Annotated in this window: 24 protein-coding genes; 11 read left to right on the forward strand and 13 right to left on the reverse strand. The window is 69.6% G+C overall.

Annotated elements, in window-relative coordinates; genetic code table 11:
• Positions 1–500: 500 nt before the first annotated feature.
• Positions 501–827 (reverse strand): hypothetical protein, encoded by a 327-nt coding sequence (locus NKI68_RS18200; protein ID WP_254544543.1) that lies wholly within the window; start codon positions 825–827, stop codon positions 501–503.
• Between the two features lie 127 nt (positions 828–954).
• Positions 955–1,155, reverse strand: coding sequence for a hypothetical protein (locus NKI68_RS18205; protein ID WP_254544544.1), 201 nt, complete (start codon positions 1,153–1,155; stop codon positions 955–957).
• Between the two features lie 140 nt (positions 1,156–1,295).
• Here NKI68_RS18205 and NKI68_RS18210 point away from each other — a divergent pair, with 140 nt between their 5' ends.
• Both NKI68_RS18210 and NKI68_RS18215 read left to right on the forward strand, forming a co-directional pair.
• A complete protein-coding gene (locus tag NKI68_RS18210; protein WP_254544545.1) occupies positions 1,296–2,249 on the forward strand; it encodes an NADPH:quinone reductase in 954 nt (317 codons plus the stop codon).
• A 48-nt stretch (positions 2,250–2,297) separates the two neighbouring features.
• Positions 2,298–3,008, forward strand: coding sequence for an SDR family oxidoreductase (locus NKI68_RS18215; RefSeq protein ID WP_254544546.1), 711 nt, complete (start codon positions 2,298–2,300; stop codon positions 3,006–3,008).
• 122 nt (positions 3,009–3,130) lie between these two features.
• On the opposite strand, the gene NKI68_RS18220 is transcribed toward NKI68_RS18215, so the two are convergent.
• Positions 3,131–4,159, reverse strand: coding sequence for a DUF7972 family membrane protein (locus NKI68_RS18220; protein WP_254544547.1), 1,029 nt, complete (start codon positions 4,157–4,159; stop codon positions 3,131–3,133).
• Positions 4,160–4,335: 176 nt separating this feature from the next.
• Here NKI68_RS18220 and NKI68_RS18225 point away from each other — a divergent pair, with 176 nt between their 5' ends.
• Together NKI68_RS18225 and NKI68_RS18230 are read left to right on the forward strand one after the other, a co-directional pair.
• On the forward strand, positions 4,336–5,673 hold the full coding sequence (locus NKI68_RS18225; RefSeq protein WP_254544548.1) for a sodium-dependent transporter: 1,338 nt from the start codon (positions 4,336–4,338) through the stop codon (positions 5,671–5,673).
• A gap of 137 nt (positions 5,674–5,810) precedes the next feature.
• Positions 5,811–6,200 (forward strand): hypothetical protein, encoded by a 390-nt coding sequence (locus NKI68_RS18230; RefSeq protein WP_254544549.1) that lies wholly within the window; start codon positions 5,811–5,813, stop codon positions 6,198–6,200.
• Here the strand turns inward: NKI68_RS18230 and NKI68_RS18235 are convergent.
• Together NKI68_RS18235 and NKI68_RS18240 are read right to left on the reverse strand one after the other, a co-directional pair.
• On the reverse strand, positions 6,197–6,865 hold the full coding sequence (locus NKI68_RS18235; RefSeq protein ID WP_254544550.1) for a uracil-DNA glycosylase family protein: 669 nt from the start codon (positions 6,863–6,865) through the stop codon (positions 6,197–6,199). The genes NKI68_RS18230 and NKI68_RS18235 overlap by 4 nt on opposite strands.
• Before the next feature lie 92 nt (positions 6,866–6,957).
• On the reverse strand, positions 6,958–7,689 hold the full coding sequence (locus NKI68_RS18240; RefSeq protein WP_254544551.1) for a hypothetical protein: 732 nt from the start codon (positions 7,687–7,689) through the stop codon (positions 6,958–6,960).
• 87 nt (positions 7,690–7,776) lie between these two features.
• Between NKI68_RS18240 and NKI68_RS18245 the strand changes: the two genes are divergently transcribed.
• Positions 7,777–9,321, forward strand: coding sequence for an acyl-CoA carboxylase subunit beta (locus NKI68_RS18245; RefSeq protein WP_368410960.1), 1,545 nt, complete (start codon positions 7,777–7,779; stop codon positions 9,319–9,321).
• On the forward strand, positions 9,318–9,563 hold the full coding sequence (locus NKI68_RS18250; protein ID WP_254544553.1) for a DUF8022 family protein: 246 nt from the start codon (positions 9,318–9,320) through the stop codon (positions 9,561–9,563). The genes NKI68_RS18245 and NKI68_RS18250 overlap by 4 nt, the downstream gene beginning before the upstream one ends.
• A gap of 99 nt (positions 9,564–9,662) precedes the next feature.
• Here the strand turns inward: NKI68_RS18250 and NKI68_RS18255 are convergent, their stop codons facing one another.
• From NKI68_RS18255 to NKI68_RS18270, 4 genes are all read right to left on the reverse strand, one after another.
• Complete coding sequence (locus tag NKI68_RS18255) at positions 9,663–10,043, reverse strand: PIN domain-containing protein (RefSeq protein ID WP_254544554.1); 381 nt, start codon at positions 10,041–10,043, stop codon at positions 9,663–9,665.
• Positions 10,044–10,358: a type II toxin-antitoxin system HicB family antitoxin gene (locus NKI68_RS18260; RefSeq protein ID WP_254544555.1), complete on the reverse strand. Its 315-nt coding sequence runs from the start codon at positions 10,356–10,358 to the stop codon at positions 10,044–10,046. It abuts the gene before it with no gap.
• The gene (locus NKI68_RS18265; protein WP_254544557.1) at positions 10,355–10,594 is read right to left on the reverse strand and encodes a FaeA/PapI family transcriptional regulator; all 240 of its coding nucleotides are present in this window, start codon (positions 10,592–10,594) and stop codon (positions 10,355–10,357) included. The genes NKI68_RS18260 and NKI68_RS18265 overlap by 4 nt, the downstream gene beginning before the upstream one ends.
• A 207-nt stretch (positions 10,595–10,801) precedes the next feature.
• Complete coding sequence (locus tag NKI68_RS18270; RefSeq protein WP_254544558.1) at positions 10,802–11,485, reverse strand: glycerophosphodiester phosphodiesterase; 684 nt, start codon at positions 11,483–11,485, stop codon at positions 10,802–10,804.
• A gap of 117 nt (positions 11,486–11,602) precedes the next feature.
• Between NKI68_RS18270 and NKI68_RS18275 the strand changes: the two genes are divergently transcribed.
• Positions 11,603–13,465, forward strand: a complete 1,863-nt coding sequence (locus NKI68_RS18275) for an acetyl-CoA carboxylase biotin carboxylase subunit (protein ID WP_254544559.1) — start codon at positions 11,603–11,605, stop codon at positions 13,463–13,465.
• A gap of 76 nt (positions 13,466–13,541) precedes the next feature.
• Here the strand turns inward: NKI68_RS18275 and NKI68_RS18280 are convergent, their stop codons facing one another.
• Positions 13,542–14,897 (reverse strand): DUF4397 domain-containing protein, encoded by a 1,356-nt coding sequence (locus NKI68_RS18280; RefSeq protein WP_254544560.1) that lies wholly within the window; start codon positions 14,895–14,897, stop codon positions 13,542–13,544.
• Positions 14,898–15,241: 344 nt separating this feature from the next.
• Between NKI68_RS18280 and NKI68_RS18285 the strand changes: the two genes are divergently transcribed.
• The 4 genes from NKI68_RS18285 to NKI68_RS18300 all read left to right on the forward strand — a co-directional run bounded on the left by NKI68_RS18285 (position 15,242) and on the right by NKI68_RS18300 (position 17,349).
• Entirely contained in the window at positions 15,242–15,517 is a 276-nt protein-coding gene (locus NKI68_RS18285; RefSeq protein ID WP_254544561.1) for an ArsR/SmtB family transcription factor, read from the forward strand.
• Positions 15,518–15,569: 52 nt separating this feature from the next.
• Positions 15,570–15,851: a DUF8036 family membrane protein gene (locus tag NKI68_RS18290; RefSeq protein ID WP_254544562.1), complete on the forward strand. Its 282-nt coding sequence runs from the start codon at positions 15,570–15,572 to the stop codon at positions 15,849–15,851.
• A 61-nt stretch (positions 15,852–15,912) separates the two neighbouring features.
• Entirely contained in the window at positions 15,913–16,218 is a 306-nt protein-coding gene (locus tag NKI68_RS18295; RefSeq protein ID WP_254544563.1) for a NifU family protein, read from the forward strand.
• A gap of 186 nt (positions 16,219–16,404) precedes the next feature.
• Positions 16,405–17,349, forward strand: coding sequence for a biotin--[acetyl-CoA-carboxylase] ligase (locus NKI68_RS18300; protein WP_254544564.1), 945 nt, complete (start codon positions 16,405–16,407; stop codon positions 17,347–17,349).
• Between the two features lie 13 nt (positions 17,350–17,362).
• Here NKI68_RS18300 and NKI68_RS18305 read toward each other — a convergent pair whose 3' ends face one another.
• The 3 genes from NKI68_RS18305 to NKI68_RS18315 form a co-directional block, all read right to left on the reverse strand.
• The gene (locus NKI68_RS18305; RefSeq protein WP_254544565.1) at positions 17,363–18,376 is read right to left on the reverse strand and encodes an amidohydrolase family protein; all 1,014 of its coding nucleotides are present in this window, start codon (positions 18,374–18,376) and stop codon (positions 17,363–17,365) included.
• Between the two features lie 24 nt (positions 18,377–18,400).
• A complete protein-coding gene (locus tag NKI68_RS18310) occupies positions 18,401–19,627 on the reverse strand; it encodes an HD domain-containing protein (RefSeq protein WP_254544566.1) in 1,227 nt (408 codons plus the stop codon).
• 67 nt (positions 19,628–19,694) lie between these two features.
• Positions 19,695–21,311 carry a hypothetical protein gene (locus NKI68_RS18315; protein ID WP_254544567.1) on the reverse strand — a complete coding sequence of 539 codons (1,617 nt, stop codon included), beginning with the start codon at positions 21,309–21,311 and terminating at the stop codon, positions 19,695–19,697.
• Positions 21,312–21,376 lie beyond the last annotated feature (65 nt).

A 21,376-nucleotide genomic window follows, 5' to 3' on the forward strand; every position in this document is an offset into this window, starting at 1 on the left:
CAGGCGGAACCGGGACTGGCGGGCGCATAAATCCCGCCGGTTCGGTGGCAGCACCCACGCGCCCCGGTGACGGGGGCGACGACGGGACGACGAGGGGAACGAGGGGAGTGACGAAGACGAGACGGGACGGGATAGGACGAGACGAGACGGGACGAGAGGGGAGGAGACGAGAGACAGTGATAGGGACGGCGACCGGCGGAGGAGACGCGACGGCCGCACCCTCTGGTCGCCGTCGGAACTGGGGGGACGTCCGTCGAGAACGACGGCGGGGGGGAGACCGCCGATCGTTCGATGTAAGCCACGAGCGCGCGACGTGCGTCGCGTCGACCGCCGAGAGGATGCCAACGGTTAGTACAGCTTCACAGCTGGTGCCGATGTGGCCGTCGACGCCACGCGAGCGCGCAACACCCAACCGCAGTGAACCTGCGTCGGGTATCCGACGTGTCACGACCTCCATTGATAAATTCTCGGATTGCGGAAATCTGAGGCGGACGAACGGATCAGGGACGAGAGCGGAAGACCCCGATCCCGCCGACGACGAGGCCGAGGACGACGAAGACGGCGGCCCACTGGACGAGGACGCTCACGGTGTAGCTCGTGCAGCCGTTCGAGACGACGATCTCGGGGCGTACGAGGCCGGAGAGCGGCGTCTCGCGGAGCAGGGAGACGGGGACGAGGTCGAACCGTGCGATCGAGTACTGCGGATCGACTCCGGGTCGGCACGCCGCCGTCGTGCGAGCGCTCCCGATTCCGAAGACCACGGCGACGACGCTCCCGAGGAACAGCCCGAACCCGAACAGCGACGTGCCGACGCGTTTCAGCCCCATGTCGTCCGCATCGAAACCCGCCGACAAACCCCTTTCGCGTCGGCGCTCATCGCGAGTATCGTACGTCGTGATAGATCCCACGACCGACGATCGGTCGCGCATCCCTCCACAGGTACGATACTCGCGATCAAGTGCGGTCGGCGTACCACCGGACGAGGTGACAGGTCGGACAGACGTACGCCTCGACGGTCAGCATCGCGGCCGGTCCGATCGCCCGACGCCGCGCCCGCTCGGTCACGAGCGTCAGCCGGTCGCCCTCGGAGGAGGTGACGGGTTCGGCCCGGATCATTGAGACGTCGCAGTCGGGACAGCGGGTGTCGATGCTCATGCCGGCGGTACGGCGCGGGGGCACAAATCGTTACACCTGAGCGGGATCGGTCCACGCCGAGTACGTATCCCTCGCGGCGACTGTCGCCGCTCCCGGACCGGTCGGATGGCTTTATCGCCCCCCGCGTCCTCGTGGCGGCCATGCGCGCGATTCGCTACCACGAGACCGGTGGCCCGGAGGTACTGCAACTCGACGACCTCGACGCGCCCGACCCGGGCCACGGCGAGGTCCGCATCGAGGCCCGCGCGATCGGCGTCAACCCCGTCGACACCTACTTCCGCACGGGCGAGTACGCGCCGCCCGAACTCCCGATGATCCCGGGGTCCGACGTGGCGGGCGTGGTGGACGCCGTCGGCGAGGGCGTCGACGGGTTCGCCGAGGGGGACCGCGTCTACGCGACCGGCCTCGGGAGCGACCGCCAGGGGACGTACGCGGAGCGCGTGGTCGCGCCGGCCGGCCTCGTCGCCGAACTCCCCGAGGGGGTCTCGTTCGCGGAGGGGGCGGCGATGGCGCTCGTCGGCGTGACGGCGTGGCAGGCGCTCGTCTTCCACGCCGGGCTCGAACCCGCCGAGACGTGTCTCGTCCACGGCGGGAGCGGCGGGGTCGGCCACGTCGCCGTCCAGCTGGCCGCCGCGACTGGCGCGCGGGTCGTCACGACCGCGAGCGAGGCGTACCACGACCACCTGCGCGACCTCGGCGCGCACGCGGTGCTCGACTACCGCCGGGACGACCTCGCGGACGCCGTCCGGTCGGCGGGCGCGCCGGACGTGATCCTCGATACGATCACGAACGAGTACTTCCCGTTCGACGCGGAGGTGGCCGCGGAGCGCGCCCGGATCGTCGGCATCGGGAACACCGCCTCGGAGGCGACCGTCCCGATGGGGCCGTCGAAGGGCAAGGACCTGCGCTTCCAGCTGATGAGCATGTACAACACCGACGACACGAGCGCCGTCCTCTCGCGGCTCGCGCGGCTGATGGCGACCGGGTCGGTGGTCCCCGAGGTCGCCCGCACCTACCCGCTCGCGGAGGCGAGCCGGGCCCAGCGCGACGTGCTGGGCGAGAGCTTCCTCGGGAAACTCGTCCTCGAACCGTGATCGCGAGCGCGACGTAGGTTTATCCGCCCGGCGACCGTCCGTGATCGCATGTCCCACACCTTCGACTTCGGCGGACAGGTCGCGCTGGTCACGGGCGCGAGCGGCGCGCTCGGAAGCGCCGTCTGCGAGGCGTTCCGCGACGCGGGCGCGACCGTCGCCGCGGCGGACGTCGTCGAACCGAGCGACGAGGACGCCCTGCTGGACGCGGGCGAGGGCGTCCACTTCTACGAGGCCGACTTCACCGACGAGGACGACGTCGCGCGGGTGATCGGGGAGGTCGCGGACGACCACGGACGACTCGACGCGCTCTGTAACGTCGCGGGGACCTGGCGCGGCGGCGACGCCATCGAGTCGACCGACGTGGAGACGTTCGATCTCCTCTTCGACGTGAACCTGAAGACGATGTTCCTCGCCTCGAAGCACGCCCTCCCGCACCTGACGGAGACGGAGGGGTCGATCGTCTCGGTCTCCGCCCGCTCCTCGCTCGAGGGCGGCGAGGGGGACGGTCCCTACCGCGCCTCGAAGGCGGGCGTGCGACTGCTCACCGAGACGATCGCCGAGGAGAACCGGGGCGTCGTCCGCGCGAACGCCATCATGCCGAGCGTGATCGACACCCCGGCGAACCGCGAGATGATGCCCGAGGCCGACCACGAGACGTGGGTCGACCCCGCCGACATCGCCGAGGTGGTCCTGTTCCTCTGCTCGGACGCGGCGAGCGTCACCAGCGGCGCGGCGGTCCCCGTCTACGGCGAGGCGTAGCCGCGATTAGCGGAACGGGCGTGGTGGATGGGCGTGTGAGGGGTCGCCGTGTGAGGGATCGCCGTGTGAAGGATGGATGTGCGGAGGCGAGCGAGGGCGGGCAGACGACGCCCGTTCCCCCCTCACCTCCCGTCGCTCCCCATCGACGACCGTTCCTCCGGGGGGATGAACGGCCCGACGGAGACGCTGAACAGCGAGACGGTGGCGATCCGGATCATGTACGCGCCGAGGAGGGCGACCGGCGAGGCGATGATCGCGAAGGCGACGCTCACCACGACGGGGAGGAGTCCCGCCGGGATCGCCACGTCCGAGCGCGTCTCGACGAGCGTCAGCCAGACGGTGACGAGCAGCGCGAACAGCCCGAGGAAGACGAGCCGTCGCGAGAGCCGGGCGAGGTCGCGCTGGATGGCCATCGTCTTGAAGAACTGGCGCATGATCGCGATCGCCTTCAGGAGTTCGTACACCTTCTCGAGGTGATCGTTCGCCTCCGCGGGGAGGAGGTGGTGACGCTGTTTCAGGACGTGCTTCGTCGCGACGAGGTTGTCGGCGTAGGCCGGACCGAGCAGGGAGGAGAGCAGCGCGACCGTACTCCCGTCGTGCTCGTACGTGTCGGCGAGACCGTCGGCGTACCCCTCCATGGCCGAGAGGTACTCGTCGAGCGTCCCCTCCCCGTCCGCCGAGTTCCCCGCCATCGACGCCCGGAGTCGATCGATCTGCTCCCCCATCGTCCGCCCGACGAACGCGATGAACGTCGCCGGGTCGTTCGGGCTGGACGGCCGGTCGGCGACGTCCTCGACGGTCGATCGGAAGTCGATCGTCGCGTCCAGGCGCTCGCCGAGGCCGTTCGGCGAGCCGAAGACGCGCGACAGGATGAGCTGGTTGATCGAGAGCGCGACGGTGATGAGCGTCAGCAGGCCGGACGTGATCCCGCTCCCGAGGAGCGTCGGAAGCGTCGATCCCGGACCGACGAGGAGCAGGTCGAACTGGATGAGGAGGTACGTGAGCGCGCCGACCGCGGCGCTGAGGACGCCGGTGATGACGAGGCGGTTACCGTCGACGAGCACCCACTCCACGGCGGGGCCGGACGTACCCCGGTAGTCGGTCCCGATTGCGCTGGCCAGTCGAATATGTCTCGACTCGTCCCCGTCCACTCGCGACCCTCGCCGCGCCGAGCACTAAGACGGTCACCTTGCAATTGCGTCCCGGCGCGGCGAGTCGCGCCGGGGATCGCCGCTTGCCCCGTCGGAGATCGGCTCCGCCTCCACCGCCGTCCGCGTCACGGAGTTTCGTGGTGTTTATAGGCGGTCTCCGTGTGCACGTTTCAAACATGGTAGAACGAGAGACATGGGCTACGAGAGTCGGGTTCATACTGGCGGCCATCGGGAGCGCCGTCGGTCTCGGGAACATCTGGCGATTCCCGTTCCAGACGGCCTCCTCCGGCGGGTCCGCGTTCCTCGCGGTGTACCTGCTCGCCGTGGTCGTCATCGGCATACCGGCGCTGCTCGCCGAGTTCGTCATCGGCCGCCGAACGCACCTCGACGCGATCAACGCCTTCAAACGACTCGGTCGGTCGCAGTGGTTATTCGTCGGCGCGCTCGGTATCGTCGGGAGCTTCTGGACGCTCTCGTACTACAGCGTCGTCGGCGGCTGGGTCATCCGGTACGTCGTCGGGAGCCTCAACGGAAACGCGCTCGTCGCCCCGGGGGACTACTTCGGAGCGGTCTCGGCGGGCCCGGAGGCCGTCGCCTTCCACGCGGCCTTCATGCTCATCACGGTCGTCATCGTCGCCCTCGGCATCGAGCGCGGCATCGAACTCGCGACGAAGTTCATGGTACCGAGCATCGTCGTCCTCCTGCTCGGCCTGGCCGTCTTCGCCGCGACCCTCCCGGGGGCGGGTCAGGGCTACGAGTTCCTGTTCTCGTTCGAGCCGGGGGCGATCGCCTCGAACGCGAGTACCGTCATCCCGGCGGCGGTCGGCCAGGCGCTGTTCTCGCTCTCGGTCGGGTTCAGCGTGATGATCACCTACGCGTCCTACATCGGAAAGGACGACAATCTCTTCACCGACGGCGTCACCATCGCCGTCTCGAACACGTTCGTCGGCGTACTCGCCGGCCTCGTCGTCCTCCCGCTGCTCGCGACGCAGACCGGTAATCCGGGCGAGGGCGGCCCGGGTGCCGTGTTCGTCGCCATCCCGACCGCGCTGGCGAACCTGCCGCTCGGCCGGGTCGTCGGCGTCGTGTTCTTCCTCGTCGTCCTCATCGCGGCGCTGTCGTCCTCGATCAGCCTGCTCGAGGCGGTCACCTCGTACCTCGTCGATCAGGGGCTCTCGCGGGTGCCGACCGCGGCCGGGCTCGGCGCGATCATCTTCCTGCTCGGCGTCCCCTCCGCGTGGGACACCGCGTGGCTCAGCTGGTTCGACGGCATCGCGGTCGCGCTGTTCCTGCCGATCACCGTCCTCCTGGTCGTCGTCTTCGTCGGCTGGGTCATGGGCCGCGACGCGATGGACGAACTGCGACAGGGGATGGGAAGCGACGGGATCGCCCCGCTGTGGCTCTGGGCGCTGCGGACGGTCGTGCTCCTGGCGGTCATCGGCGTCGTCGCGCTCAACCTCTACGACCTGTTTCTCACGCCCGAGAAGGGGGTCTACATCGTACCGCCGCTCTGAGAGACGGACGGTCACGCCCTCCGGCACCGCCGACGTGACAGCCGTCGGTATATACGTCCGCCCGACCTAGAGGCGACGATGAACGCCGTGCTCGGTCCCCGGCACCGTCCGTCGAGCGACGCTCCGAGCCGGGGGCGATGAACGACTACGACCCCGGCCACTGCAACATCGGTCGCGCCGAGCGGTGGCGGCGATACCGCTACGCCGCGGTCGGGTTCGTCGGTGCCGTCGCGTACCTCGTCGTGATCGTCGCCGCCGGCGCGCCGAACGCGCTCGTGCTGGGCCTGTTCGTTCCTCTCGCGCTGGGCCTGGAGTGGCTCGTACAGGCGCGGACGGCCTTCTGCGTGCGCCTCGCCCTGGCCGGTCGCTACGACTTCACCGGCTCGGGAGGCACCCGCGGCCTCGTCAGGAGCCCGGCGAACCGCCGAGCGGACGCGCGCGGCGCGCTCCGCGTGACGGTCTTCTCGATCACTGCCGCCGGGGTCGCGACGGCGGCGTGCTACGCCGCGTTCGTCCTGCTGCGCTAGCGGACGCGGTAGGAGTCGCCGTCGGGGAGGAAGCGCCCGAGGTCCACCTCGCGGTAGAAGTCGGTGGCCTGCAGGTCGGTCAGCGCGTCCACGAGTCGCTCCCTGTCGCCGTCGGTCCACTCGCTCGGGTCGCGGACGGGGTAGACGAGGAAGCCACCCCCGAGGAGTTCGGTTCCGTGCAGGCTCGCCATGTCGTCTGCGAGCGTCGGGGGGCGGGCGGTGTACTGTTGGATGACGTGCCGCGTCGCGCGCTCGCCGACCGGCAGGAGGACGTGCGCGGCGATGGCTCGAAGCTCGGCGTCGAAGAACCGCTCCATCTCGACGTACTCGCGTTCGGTCGGCGTTCCCTCCACGACGCACATGTGCAGGTACGAGAGGAACGTCCGGTTCACCGTCGGGCGCTCGCCGGCCGTCTCGAGGAGTCCGGCGTCGACGAGCGCCCGCTGGAGACGCAACCCGGCGTCGTTCGTGAACGGAACGCCGACCTCCTCCCCGGACGACGCCGTCCCGCCCGCGGCCGAGCGCGGCTCGACGCCGCCGTGTACGCCGGGGTGGTCCCCGACGACGTGGAAGTCTGCGTTCGCGTCGCCGTACCCGGCGACGTACCGTTCACAGGGCGGACGCATCCCGAAGGGGTTGCTCGTGCGGTCGGTGACGTTCTCCACGCCGAGGCGTAGGCGAGTGGACGCAAAAGGTGGTACGATTCGGGTCGACGGGACCGATACTGCGAGTCGCGTCGCCGGCAGAGCGGGCGCGACTACTCGACGGTCGCCGTCCGGTCCGCTTCCTCGCGACCGTCGGCGGAGCGTTCCTTCTCCGATTCCTCTCCGTCTCCCGCGTCCGGGCTCCGGTCCGCCTGCGCTTCGGTCGGCCTGTCCCCTTCGCCCGCCTCGTTCGTCTCCCCGCCGACGGTGCGCGGGTCGCCGGGGGCGAGGACGGCGACGGCGTAGTAGTCCGCCTCCTCGGGGACGTACACCGTCTCGTCCAGGTCGCGCTGCGCGCCCGCCTCGAGGCGGTACGCCCGCGTCTCGACCGTCCTGACGGTCGCTCCGTCGGGAGCGTAGAACGTGAGGACGACGACCGCGTCTGACGCCTCGCCCCGGTTGACGAGCATCCCCCGGAGGTGCGCCGTGGTCGCGACGGCGCGCGACACGTCCAGTTCCGACCCGTCCCGTTCGAGGCGGGGGGCGGACACGGAGAGGGTCTCGCTCGCGGCGGCAGACGCGTCCCGATACTGCCTGATCCGGTTCTCGATCGCCTGGGCGTACCAGTCGGCGTCGCCGGAGAGACGCTCGCGGAGCGCCAGCAGGCGCTCGTCGACGTCGTCCAGGACGGACGCCCGCCCGACCTCCTCGCGCTCCGCGAGCCGGTCGAGCGCGTCGCGCAGGTCGCCGATCTCGTCGCTCACGTCGGCGTCAGATTCGCGCTCGATGCGATCGAGCACGTCGCCGACCGCCAGAATGGGCGGCAGGTCACGGTCGCGTGCCATGGGCGGTCGTACTCGCGGCCGGCCGATAGGTGTTTCCCGGTACCCTTTTGAGGCGGCTACACGGACCCCCGATACTCAACCATGACGATGGAGGACCGGATCGAGGAGTTGCGCGAGAAGAGCGCGCGCGCCGAACTGGGAGGCGGCGAGGACCGAATCGAGGCCCAGCACGACCGCGGGAAGCTGACCGCCCGCGAGCGCGTCGAGTACTTCCTCGACGAGGGGACGTTCGAGGAGTTCGACCAGTTGCGTACCCACCGTAGCCACAACTTCGGCATGGAGGAGCGCCAGATCCCCGGCGACGGCGTCGTGACGGGCTACGGCGAGGTCGACGGCCGCCAGGTGTTCGTCTTCGCCCACGACTTCACCGTCTTCGGCGGGTCGCTCGGCGAGGTGTTCGCCGAGAAGGTCTGCAAGGTGATGGATCGAGCGATGGAGGTCGGCGCGCCCATCGTCGGGCTCAACGACTCCGCGGGCGCGCGCATCCAGGAGGGCGTCGCCTCGCTCGCGGGCTACGCCGACATCTTCCACCGCAACCAGCAGGCCAGCGGCGTCGTCCCGCAGATCTCGGCCATCATGGGTCCGTGCGCCGGCGGGGCGGTCTACTCGCCCGCCATCACGGACTTCGTCTTCATGGTGCAGGAGACGAGCCACATGTTCATCACCGGCCCCGAGGTCATCAAGACCGTCACGGGCGAGGAGGTCGGCTTCGAGGAACTCGGCGGCGCGGAGACCCACGCCGGAACCAGCGGCGTCGCCCACTTCTCCGAGGCGGACGAGGAGGGGGCGCTCGACGACATCAGACACCTGCTCTCGTACCTGCCGTCGAACAACGTCGAGGACCCGCCGCGGGTCGAGCCGTGGGACGACCCCGAGCGCGCCGACGAGGACCTCCTCGACATCGTCCCCGACAGGCCACAGAAGCCCTACGACATAATCGACGTCGTCGACGGCGTCGTGGACGTGGACTCGTTCTTCGAGGTGCAGCGCTCCTACGCGCGCAACCTCGTCGTCGGCTTCGCCCGCCTCGACGGCCACTCGGTGGGGATCGTGGCGAACCAGCCGCGCGTGAACGCGGGGACGCTCGACATCGACGCCTCGCTCAAGGGCGCGCGGTTCGTGCGCTTCTGCGACGCGTTCAACGTCCCGATCGTGACGTTCGTGGACGTGCCGGGGTTCATGCCCGGCACCGATCAGGAACACGGCGGCATCATCAAACACGGCGCGAAGTTGCTCTACGCCTACTCCGAGGCGACGGTCCCGCTGCTCACCGTCATCACGCGCAAGGCCTACGGGGGCGCGTACGACGTCATGGCGTCGAAACACATCGGCGCGGACGTCAACTACGCCTGGCCGACCGCCGAGATCGCGGTCATGGGACCCCAGGGCGCGGTGAACATCCTCTACCGCGAGGAACTCGCCGACGCCGACGATCCGGAGACGCGCCGCGAGGAACTCATCGACGAGTACCGCGAGGCGTTCGCCAGCCCCTACGTGGCGGCGGACCGCGGGTTCGTCGACGCCGTGCTCGAACCGACCGACACCCGTCGACGGCTCGTCCACGACCTGGAGATGCTCCGGAGCAAGCGCAAGCAGCAGCCGAGCCGCAAGCACGGCAACATACCCCTATGAGGATCGGACTCCCGGAGGACGCGGACTCGGACGAGGCCGCCGCCATCGTCGCCGCGCTGAACGCCCACCTCAGCCGGCAGGCGGCGCTCCTCGCCGCGAACGGCGAGGAGGGGGAGACGTGGGACGGCAGGCGCTGGGCGTTCGCGGGGCGGGTCGAGGCGACGCGCCGCCGCACGCGCCGCGTGCCGGAGTTCGCGCCGACCGACCCCTGGACGGCGGCGGGGCGCGCCGAGCGCTTCTGACTCCGTCAGTAATCCTCTCTCCGATCGGTGGGGAATTCGCCGTCGCGTTCGAACCGCGGCCGGTGGTCGAGTACTAGCGCCTTCGATCGACGGGAGTCCTCAGTGCGTTTCGACGGCGATCTCGCCCACTCGCTCGAACTCGTCGACGTTTCGGGTGAGGACGTTCTCGTCGCGTTCGGCGGCCGTTCCTGCGATGAGTGCGTCGACCGACCCGATCTCCTCGCCGCGCGATCGGAGGGTTCGCTGGATGCTGATCGCCCGCCGTGTCGCAGCGCGTCCGAGCGGCACAACCGTCATCGCCGCGACGATCCGTTCGTACCGCTCGCGCTCGTCCGTTCCGTGTAATCCGACGCCGACCTCGAACGCGGTGAGTACCGAGAACGCAACTGGCGTCGACGCCTCGGCCAGTTCGTCGAGTTTCGCTTTCGCATCCGGATCGCGATCGATCAAATCGATGAGAAACGTCGAGTCGAGAAGCATTCACTTCCCGTCCGATAGTTCTCTGCGCGTCCGGTCGATCCGCTCGTCGAACTCCTCGCGGAACGCACGCGATCGTTCCCGAACGCGCCCCGCCTCGGCCTCGTCGACGAGGCCGATCAGGCCGTACAACGGGGCTGCGGGCGGCTCCTCGTCCGTCGAGGACCGTCCTCCGTTCACGCCCTCGGCGATCGCTTCGTCGAGATTTTCGAGAGCGACGACTCGCGTTTCGCCCCGTCCGGCGATACCAGTCTCCGTATCCTCCGCAACCCACCGCCCGTTCTCCTCGGTGAGGATGATCCGTCGAGTGGCGCTCATGCGTGCTCCTCCTCGGCGGTGAACCAGACGAGCGTCCGACCGACTTTCTTACTCGATACCTTTCCGGCGTCGCGAAGTCGCCGGAGCCGGTAGTCGGCGTTTTGCCTCGCGCATCCGACCGCCTCGGCGACTTCCATCGTTCCGGCGGGTTCGTACTCCCGAACCGCGGCGAGGATCTCCTCGGCGGAGTACGTCGGCTCGTACCGGCCGCGCTCGTCACGAGTCCGCGTGTCCATGTCGCGAGCTACGGCCCTGAGCGACTTACGCTTTGCTCTGTGGAATATGGAGATCCGATCACCTCTCGCTCTGTAGCGTGAGGGTCGAGGATGGGGACTCTGCGGCGTTGTACCGTGAAAACGTCTGTATGACATAATTCCGACTGATTGAACAACGGATTATTCATCAGTCACGAACGCGAATTCGATCGCGCGGAGCGGTTCTGACTACCCGACTACTCGCCAGTCGTCCACGATGACGCCGTCTACGCCCGCCCGTCGGAGTTTTCTGACCGAGCGGCGGTTCGGGACGGTCCACGCGTTCACCGACAGCCCGAGGTCCTGCGCCCGCGCGACGCGCCGCACGCCGTCCAGACAGAGCCGGTACTCGGGGTGGGCGTACTCGCAGCCGAGTTTCCGCGCCCGACTGATCCCGCGCCGCCACGACCGACTCTTCGTCGTGAACTCGCGGGAGAAGAGGTAGCCGCGCGGGAGGTCACTCCGCGCGCCCACCTCCCGCAGCGCCGCCCGCTCGAACGACGAGACGACGACCTCGTTCTCGACGCCCTCCAGGAGGCGGACGACCTCGCGGCCCAGCCCCGCGTGCTTCAGTTCGACGTTGACGCCGACCGCGGGGGGAACGGCGTCGAGGAGTTCGGACAGGAGGGGGATCCGCTCGTCGCTCCCGTCGACGGTGAGCGTCCGGAGGGTGGCCCAGTCGGTCCGGCTCACCCGGCCCTCCGCGCCCGTGAGGCGACCGAGGCGCTCGTCGTGGAAGACGACGAGTTCGCCCGAACCGCACCGTCGCACGTCCGCCTCGATCGCGTCGACGTGCGGCGCGGCGCGCTCGACGGCGAGGAGCGTGTTCTCGGGCGCGTGGGCGGGACACCCCCGGTGTCCGATACAACGCATACCCAACCAGTTCGCCGGGGGAGCACATGAAGCATGGTACTCGAGGGCGTGTCCGTTCCGTGAGAATCGCGGGACGCTTCACGTACATTTATCAGGCAACTCCTGATATGGACGGGCATGTTCGAGAAGGTTCTCGTCGCCAACCGAGGTGAGATCGCGGTGCGCGTGATGCGCGCCTGTGAGGAACTCGGCATCTCGACGGTCGCCGTCTACAGTGAAGCGGACAAGAACGCGGGCCACGTCCGGTACGCGGACGAGGCGTACAACGTCGGACCGGCGCGTGCCGCCGAGTCGTACCTGGACCAGGAGGCGATCGTCGACGCCGCCCGAAAGGCGGGTGCCGACGCGATCCACCCCGGCTACGGGTTCCTCGCCGAGAACGCCGAGTTCGCCGCGCGCGTCGAGGACGAGGACGGAATCACGTGGATCGGCCCGTCGAGCGACTCGATGGAGCAACTCGGCGAGAAGACGAAGGCGCGGAAGGTGATGCAGGAGGCGGGCGTGCCGATCGTCCCCGGCACGACCGAGCCGGTCGAGTCCGTCGAGGAGATCCACGCGTTCGGCGAGGAACACGGCTACCCCATCGCCATCAAGGCCGAGGGCGGCGGCGGCGGTCGCGGGATGAAGGTCGTCCACGACCCTGACGAGGCCGAGGAGCAACTCGAGAGCGCGAAGCGCGAGGGCGAGGCGTACTTCGACAACCCCTCGGTCTACCTCGAACGCTACCTCGAAGCGCCCCGGCACATCGAGGTGCAGATCGTCGCCGACCACCACGGCAACGTCCGCCACCTCGGCGAGCGCGACTGCTCGCTCCAGCGCCGCCACCAGAAAATCATCGAGGAGGCACCCTCCCCGGCGCTCGCGGACGACCTCCGCGAGCGCATCGGCGAGTCCGCCCGCCGGGGCGTCGCCGCGTCCGACTACGTCAACGCGGGAACGGTCGAGTTCCTCGTCGAGGAAGATCCCGACCGCGACGCCGACGAAGTGCTCGGCGGGGACGCGGACTTCTACTTCCTCGAAGTGAACACGCGCATCCAGGTCGAGCACACCGCCACGGAGGAGATCACGGGGATCGACATCGTGAAGTGGCAGATCCGCGTCGCCGCGGGCGAGGAACTCGCCTTCGCACAGGACGACGTCGAGATCGACGGCCACGCGATGGAGTTCCGCATCAACGCGGAGAACGCGGCCAACGGCTTCGCGCCGGCGACCGGGAAACTCGAGACGTACGACCCGCCGGGCGGCATCGGCGTCCGCATGGACGACGCCCTCAGACAGGGCGACACGGTCGTCGGCGACTACGACTCGATGATCGCGAAGCTGATCGTCTGGGGGCAGGACCGCGAGGAGTGCATCGCGCGCTCGAAGCGCGCGCTCCGCGAGTTCGACGTCGAGGGCGTCGTGACGGTCATCCCCTTCCACCGTCTCATGCTCACCGACGAGGCGTTCGTCTCCGGCACGCACACGACGAACTACCTCGACAACGAACTCGACACCGCCGAACTGGAAGCCGCACAGGAGCGGTGGGGCCCCGCGGGCACCGCGGACGAGGGTGACGACGAGGAGGTCACCGAGCGCGAGTTCACCGTCGAGGTCAACGGCAAGCGCTTCGAGGTGAGCCTGGAGGAGCGCGGCGGTCCGGCGCTCCCCGCTGCGGGCGGTTCGAGCGGTTCGGGCGGTTCGGGCGCACCCCAGCGCCAGCGTCGCTCCTCGCGCGGTGGGGGCGATGGAAGCGACGGAAGCAGCGGTGCGGCCGTGAGCGCGGAGGGCGAACAGGTCGACGCCGAGATGCAGGGGACGATCCTCTCGGTGAACGTCGCGGAGGGCGACGAGGTCAGCGCGGGCGACGTGCTCTGCGTGCTCGAGGCGATGAAGATGGAGAACGACGTCGTCGCCGAGCGCGGCGGCACCGTCACCCAGGTGGCCGTCGAGGAGGGACAGAGCGTCGACATGGGCGACGTGCTCGTCGTCATCGACTGAACGGCGTGAACCGGGGCGACGCGGGTCGCCTCCGTCGCGTCGCATCCCGCGGTGGGACTACCGTCACCGACTGCGACTACTGCGTGCTGTTGTTCGTGGCGTTCGTCTCGTTGGTGACGTTCGTCACGTTGTCCGAGACGTTGGTGTCGTTCGTGAGATTGTCCGACACGTTCGTGTCGTTCGTCACGTTCGTCGCGTTGCCGTTCGCCCCGCCGACCGCGTCGCCGCCGAGGTCGATCGGCGTCACCTCGAGCGGCGAGACGGCGTCGACCGTCGCCACTGTCGAGAGCGGCTGGTCGTCGGTCGCCAGCCCGGAGACGTCCGTCGCGTTGCCGGTCACGTTAGTCTCGTTACCGGTGACGTTGGTATCGTTCGTGTCGTTGGTGACGTTGGTGACGTTGTCGGAGACGTTCGTGTCGTTCGTGAGGTTCGTCGCGTTGCCGGTGACGTTCGTGGCGTTCGTCTCGTTGGTACCGTTGGTGAGGTTGTCCGAGACGTTGGTGTCGTTGGTGAGGTTGGTCGCGTTCGTGTCGTTGGTGACGTTAGTGACGTTGGTGTCGTTCGTCTCGTTAGTGACGTTCGTCACGTTGTCGGAGACGTTCGTGTCGTTCGTGAGGTTGGTGTCGTTCGAGACGTTCGTCTCGTTGTCCGCGACCGCGCCCGCCGCCTCGGGAGCGGCTTCGCCGATGACGTAGATGGTCGACTTCGTCCCGCTCGGGAAGTACGCCTGCAGGACGGCCACGGGCGACCCGCCGGACTGGATCTGCAGCACCTGCCAGCCGTTCTCGACCAGGACGTAGTCGCTCACCGCGCTAAACTCGACGCTCTCGGCGACCGTCTCGTCGCCGAGGACGATGTCGACGGCACCCGCGTCGGGCGAGGCGTGGACGAACCGGACCGCCGCCTGCCCGGAGGAGGGGTCGGGGTTCCCCCGGCCCTCGACGTCCTCGATCACCTGCGCTTCGAGCGCGGGTTCGTCGTTCTCCGGCGCGGCCTCGCCGACGGCGAGAACCGTGAAGTCACGCCCGTTCGTCACCCTGAACTCGGGGACGTCGATCAGGACCGTCCCGGGGTCGTCGGCGGGCGTCACCTTCAGCGCGTAGGTACCGACCGGCACCTCGAAGTACCGCGCCGTAGTGCTCGGCTCGAAGTTCCCGTACTCGAGACCGGCGAGCACCGGGGACGAACTCGCCGGGTCGAACTCGGCGTCGAACCCGAGGAACACGTCCACCGGGGGCGCGTCGGGGGCGAGGTGACCGATCCGAACGCCGCCGGTCTTGAGCCCGCCCTCGCTGCCGGGGAACGTGCCGCTGTCCGTGCTCTCGTCCCCGTCCTGCTGGCTCGCCGTGACGAATCCGGCGCCACCGACCGCGCTCGCCGCACCCGCTACGCCGAGCAACTTGAGAACCGTCCGTCGGTTTGTATCTGTCATGGGGTCTTCAACCAAGGTACTCTGATTAGATTTTTATCGATTTCCCCAATTTAGACCCCAATAACCCTCCGAAAATTATTCTAATTGGGCGGATCGGGCATAGATACATCGCTAAATCCCGTACCAAGTATCAAAATTTCCAGTCGTGGTAGTGTGTCGGTGTGCTGATCTACTCTAACGGGGGCGCTAGCCGCAGGGGATAAACGCGTGCCGCCCCTCGGTACGCCCGAGAGGGTCGCCGCTCGCGTGCCGGGCCACCTGCGCGGTGAGTGACCAGCTATGGAGAGACGATCACAATCAGCACGGCGAGGAGCGCGTGCCTTCGACACCCGGGGAAGCGAACGATGAAGGGGGATCTCTGGTACGTCCTGGCCGGTACGCGCGGGGGGCGCAATCGAACCAGGTTGCTCCAGGCGGTCGCGGAGCGACCGCGCAATGCGAATCAGCTCGCGTCGGCACTCGATCTCGATTACAAGACGGTCCGTCACCACCTGCAGGTGCTCCAGTCGAACGGCATCGTCGAGGAGGGCGGGGGCGGGTACGGTGCGGTGTACCTCCCGAGCGACCGCGTGCGCCACCACTGGGAAACCGTCGAGGAGATCATCGCGAAGACCGACTGATTCGGGCCGGAGTTGGGAAAGTCTATTCGCCCCCTCGTTTCCGAAACGGGGCATGGTCGGCTGGTTGGACGTCGCCCGCGTCGCGACCGCGGTGAACGTCGGACTACTCCTCAGCTTCGCCTACGTCTGGGGACGCAACCACCTCGAGTTCCGAACCAGACAGACCTTCGGCCTGCTCGTGTTCGCCTGCTGTCTGCTCGCGGCCAACGTCCTCGCGTTCTACTACGTCGGCGTCCAGACCGCCCTGCCGCCGTCCGCGGTTCGCGCCGTCGGTGCCCTCCAGTTCCTGCAGGCGGTGGGACTGCTCGCGCTCGCCTGGGTGACGTGGAACTGACGACCTCCCCGGTCCGACGCGAGCGACGCCGCTAAGGCCGGGCGCTCCCTCCTCTCCGGTGATGAGCGTCGAACAGGTAGACGAGGAGGAACTCAGAGAGCGCATCTCTCGGTTCATGATGCGCAACTTCCCGCAGATCCAGATGCACGGCGGGAGCGCCGCGATCCAGGACCTCGACGTCGAGGCACGGAGCGTCACCATCGCCCTCGGCGGGGCCTGCAGCGGCTGTGGCATCTCGCCCATGACCGTACAGGCGCTGAAGACGCGCATGGTCCAGGAGATACCCGAGATCGACACGGTACACGCGGAGACGGGCCTCGGTTCGGACGCGCCGTTCGGCTACGACCCCGACGACGTGCCGTTCTGACCCGCCCCCGGACTGAACGCGCCCGTCGGTGTCGCGACGACGGGACGAACGTCACGAAGCGGACGCCACGTTCCGATCGGTACGACCGCACCGCCGATCGGTCTGGCGGCCGGTTCCGCGTGCGGTCGGTCGTCCGACTCGATCGGAACACACACCTAGAAGAGCCGTCGCCGGTAATCCCGTCGCATGAACGAGACGCGACGCCGGGTGCTCGACGCGCTCGCTGACGGCCCCGTCTCGGGGCCGGCGCTGGCCGACGACCTCGGCGTCTCCCGGGCCGCCGTCTGGAAGCACGTGGAGGCGCTCCGCGAGGCGGGATTCGACGTCGAGAGCGACGAGGCGGGGTACCGCCTCGCCGGCGTCCCCGACTCGGGCTCCGAGGCGCTCGAATTCGGCCTCGATGCCCCGTTCACCGTCGAACACCACGCGAGCATCGACAGCACCAACCGCCGCGCCCGGGAACTCGCCGAGTCGGGCGCGGGCGACGTGGTGGTCGTCGCCGACGCGCAGACCGGCGGGCGCGGCCGCCTCGACCGCGACTGGGACTCCCCGCCCGGCGGCGTCTACCTGAGCGCCGTCTGCCGGCCGGACCTCCCCATGGCACGCGCGCCGCTGTACACGCTCGCCGCCGCCGTCGCCACGGCCCGCGCGGCCCGCGAGGCGGGCGTCGACGCCCGCATCAAGTGGCCCAACGACGTGCTCGTCCCGGACGAGGCGGGTGGAGCGCGGAAGCTCGCGGGGATCCTCACGGAGGCCCGGGGCGAGACCGACCGCGTCGAGTGGCTCGTCGTCGGCGTCGGCGTCAACGTCGAGGCGACCCGGGAGGACCTCCCGGCGGGGGCGACGAGCCTCCGGGCCGAGGGAGGAGCGGTGAACCGCCGGGAGTTCGTCCAGCGTCTGCTCGCCGAGTTCGACGACCTGCGGGACGACCTCGACGCGGTCCTGCCCGCGTGGCGCGAGTCGGCGCTCACGCTCGGCCAGCGCGTCCGGGTCGAGACGCCCGGCGGCGAGATCGTCGGGCGGGCGGTCGACGTCGAGTCCCCCGGAACGCTCCTCGTGGAGACCGGCGACGGCCCGGTGCGGGTCACCGCCGGCGACTGCGAGCACCTGCGACCGGTCGACGACGCCTGAACGCTAGCGAACGCTAGCCGAGCACGCGCTCCACGTCGCTCGCGCCGGCGCGTCGGACCACCGCTCTGACGGGGTCCCGCGCGCCGGCGAGGTTGTCCGAGTCGCCGTCGAGGACGAGCAGGCGGGCGTCGCGCCCCGGCTCGACGACGCCGCAGTCGAGTCCCGCGATCTCCGCGCCCGCCGCGGTCGCCATGCGAAGCACCTCGGGCGCGTCGAGGTCGGTGAGCTTCGCCGCGAACTCCATCTCGCGGAACATCGAGGGGGCGTTCGTCATCACGTTGTCCGTCCCCAGCGCGACGGTCGTCCGGTCGAGCAACTCCTCGATCGGCGGGAAGCCGACGTCCGTCACGAGGTTCGACCGGGGGCAGACCACCGCCGGAACCCCCAGCGCCTCGATGCGGTCGAGGTGCCGCGCCCGCGAGTGGACGAGGTGGACGAGGAAGTCCGGTTCGAGGTCGAGCGCCGCGTCGATGTCGTCGGGGTCGCGTTCGCCCGCGTGGATGCCGAACAGCTTCCCCGCCTCCCGGGTCGCCTCGCGCTCGCGCTCGAAGTCGGCGTCGCGAGCGCCGCTCGCGCCGTACCCGTCGGCCGAAGCGAGCACGTCGGTCGACCCGCGGCCGAAGACGACCGGTTCCAGGTCGATCCCCTCGATCGCCCGTTCGAGCAGGCGGACGCCGGCGACGCCCCCCTCGCGAAACTCGAGGAACGCGCCCGTCCCGGCCGCCCGCATGTAGCGGAGCGAGCGGCGCATCCCCTCGATCAGCTCCTCGTCGCTCGCCGCCCGGAGCAGTCGGTGTTTCAGACCGTCCGGCGGCGCGACGAGTTCGTCCAGCGAGAGGCCCCCGCCGGCCTCCTTGGCGATCGAATCGCCGAGGTGCGTGTGGGCGTTGACGAACGCCGGGAGGACGACGTCCGTCGACTCGACGCGCGCCTCCTCGACGGCCGCGATGCGGCCCTCCTCGACGATCACTCGTCCCTCGATCGGGTCGAAGTCGCGTCCCGCGAGTATCGTCCCCTCGATGATCATAGTCGATAGCGACGGCCGACGCCCTTAGTTCTCGCTGAACTCGTCGAGCGTCCGGTGTCGGCCCATGCGAACGTCGCTGACCAGCGCGTCGAGGTCGAGCCCTAGGACGCGCTCTGCGGCCCCTCCGACGGCCTCAGTGTGCCGGTGGGGCGCGTAGACGCCGAAGCGCCACTGGTCGTGCTGGACGCGCATGAGCGCCTGTACGAGCGTCGACTGGCTCTCGAGTCGGCGGATGGTCCCGTTGACGACGACGCGGCTCGTGGACTCGGGGATCGAGGGGCGGCCAGGAACGTCGAGGACGACGTGTTCGCGATCGACGCCGGCCGTCTCCGCCACCTCGCGTTCGAGGTCGACGACCTCGTCGTGGGTCGCGTCGAGCAGCGCGTCGGGAACGCCGTCGAGTTCCGCCCACACCGCCCGCTTGTAGAGGTCGCGTCGGTCGAGTCGGTCGGCGGCGTCGGCGGTCGCCTCGCAGTCGCGCAGCGCGGCGAACAGGGAGTGGTCGTCGAACCGGCGCAACCGCTCGGCGCTGACGTCGCAGGAGGCGAGCAGGCGATCGACGGCGCGCCGGAGCATCGCCTTGCTGATGCGCGCGACGTGGTGGCTGTAGACCGTCGGCGTCATCAGGGCGCGGGCGACGAGGAGGCTCTCTGCGGTCTGGACGTTCCCCTCGGCGAGGACCAGTTCGCCGTCGACGAACCGCAGCTCGCGGACGAGGCGCTCGTGGTCGATGGTGCCGTACGGGACGCCGGTGTGGTGGGCGTCGCGGACGAGGTAGTCCATGCGATCGACGTCGAGTTCGCCGGAGACCAGCTGGCCGAGTTCGCCGTCGCCGCGGACGAGGTCGGCCACCTCGACGGGGTCGAGTCCGTGCTCCTCGAGGATTCGCGCGACCTCGCCGGCCCGGAGCAGGTCGTGGATCTCGTCGTGGTACTTGCCGGTGTGGCGGTGGATGACGCCCTCGATGTTGTGGCTGTAGGGACCGTGACCGGTGTCGTGCAGGAGGGCGGCCGCCCGGACGCGCTCGGCCTTCACGCCCTCGATGCCGAGGTGCGAGAGCGCCTCGTTCGCGAGGTGGTAGACGCCGAGGCTGTGCTCGAAGCGGGTGTGGTTCGCGGAGGGGTAGACGAGGGCGACGGTGCCGAGCTGACGGATCCGCCGCAACCGCTGGACCATCCGGGTGTCGAGGAGGGACTCGGCGACGCCCGACACCTCGATGTGGTCGTGGACGCTGTCCTTGATGGTCGTCATACGACGGGTTCGTCGTAATGGGTTAAAAACCGTCGCCCGGCTGACGTTCCGCTCCCCGCTTCCCCGATCAGAGCAGACCGCCGCCGGACGAACCGCCCGAACCGTCGACGGACCCCGAGTCGGCCGAATCGCCCGAGCCGTCCGAGTCGCCCGCGTCCGCGGAGTCGTTCCCGTCCCCCGCGAGCGCGCCGCTCGTCGCGTCGGTCGTCTCCTCGACGGTGTCGGTCGCACCGTTCGCCGCGTCGGACGCGGTCTCCGTCGTCTCGTCTGTGGCGGCGGTCGCCGTCTCCGTCGTCCCGCCGTCGGCGGCGTCCACCGCTTCCGTTCCGTTCGCGTCGTCGGCAGTCCCCGTCACCCCGTCAGTCGTATCGTCCACCGCCTCCGTGGTCGTCGCGGTCGCCTCGTCCGCCGTCTCCGCGGTCGTCCCCGTCGCGTCGGCCGCGGCGTCGCCGGCGTCCGCCACGGCGTCGTCGGTCGCGTCCCCCGCCGTCTCGGCCGTCTCGTCGACCGTACCGGTCGCACCCTCGGTCGCGCCGCCGGTCGCGCCGTCGACCGCGTCCGTCGCGTCGTCGACCGCACCGCTCGCCGCGTCGGTCGTCCCGTCCGTCGCGTCGTCGGCCGTCCCCGCGGTCTCCTCGACCGTCTCGTCGACGGCGTCGGTCGTCCCGTCGACGGTGTCGTTCACCGCGTTCGTCGTCCCGTCCGCGGCGTCGTCCGCCGCGTCGGTGGACTCCTCGACCGCGTCCGTGGCCTCGTCGGTCGTCTCGTTCACGGCGTCCGTGGTCCGGTTCGCGGCGTCCCCCGCCGCGTCCGTGGCGTCGTTCACGACGCCGTCGGTCGTATTCTTGATCGGCCGCGTCACGCGATCGACCGCGTCGTCGACCGGCCGGGTGACGTTCTCGACGCGTCGGGCGACGTCCCTCACGGGCGTCGTGACGTTCTCGGCAGGGGACGTGACGTTCTCGACAGTCCCGGTGACGCCCTCCACCGGGCCGGGCAGGGTCCGAACCGGTGCGGTCACGTCCTCGATCGGGTTCGTGTCGTTCTCGGACGCGCCGGAGCCGGGGAGCTGCGCGGCGAGTTCGAGCGCCTCGTCCGACGGCATCCGGAGCGTGAGCCGCGACGCCCTCCCCGACCGGAACGAGAGGTCCGTCCCCTCCCCCCTGATCCCCGCCCCGTGCAGGGAGACGCCGATCATCGTCACCTGCAGCGTCTCCGTCGAGGACGAGAGGAGGTCGAAGCAGATACGGTCGGCCTCGATGCGGTCGGCGGCGATTCGGAACGTCGCTCCCTCGGCCTCGGGCGACTCGACGGTCGAGCGCGCCGCGACCGACTCGATGACGAGGTTCGCCGCCGTCTGGCGATAGGCGTCGACGGTCACGTCCGACAGCGTCGGCGCGGGCGAACACCCGAGGACGTCGCTCACCGACGTCGGTGCGCTCGAGTCGCTCGATCCGTCCGCCGCCCCGTCAGTTCCGGCCGCCCCGTTCCCCGACGCCGTGGTCGCTCCGGCGGCGGCACCGCCGCTTCCGCCGTCGTCGCTTCCGTCGCTGCCACTGCCCCCGCCACCTCCGGCGTCGATTCCGGACCCTCCGTCGAGCGCGTTCGCGGGGCCGACGGCGGCCACGAGCAGGCAGGCGACGAGGGCGACCGCGAGGCCGCCGCGAGTGACGTTTCGGAACACGGTCTCGTTGTGCCCAGATAGCGCGTTCCAGCAAGTCGGTTGTCCGGTGTATTGCCGGTCGTTTA

It is taken from the genome of Halomarina pelagica, from assembly GCF_024228315.1.
Classification (GTDB): Archaea; Halobacteriota; Halobacteria; order Halobacteriales; family Haloarculaceae; genus Halomarina; species Halomarina pelagica.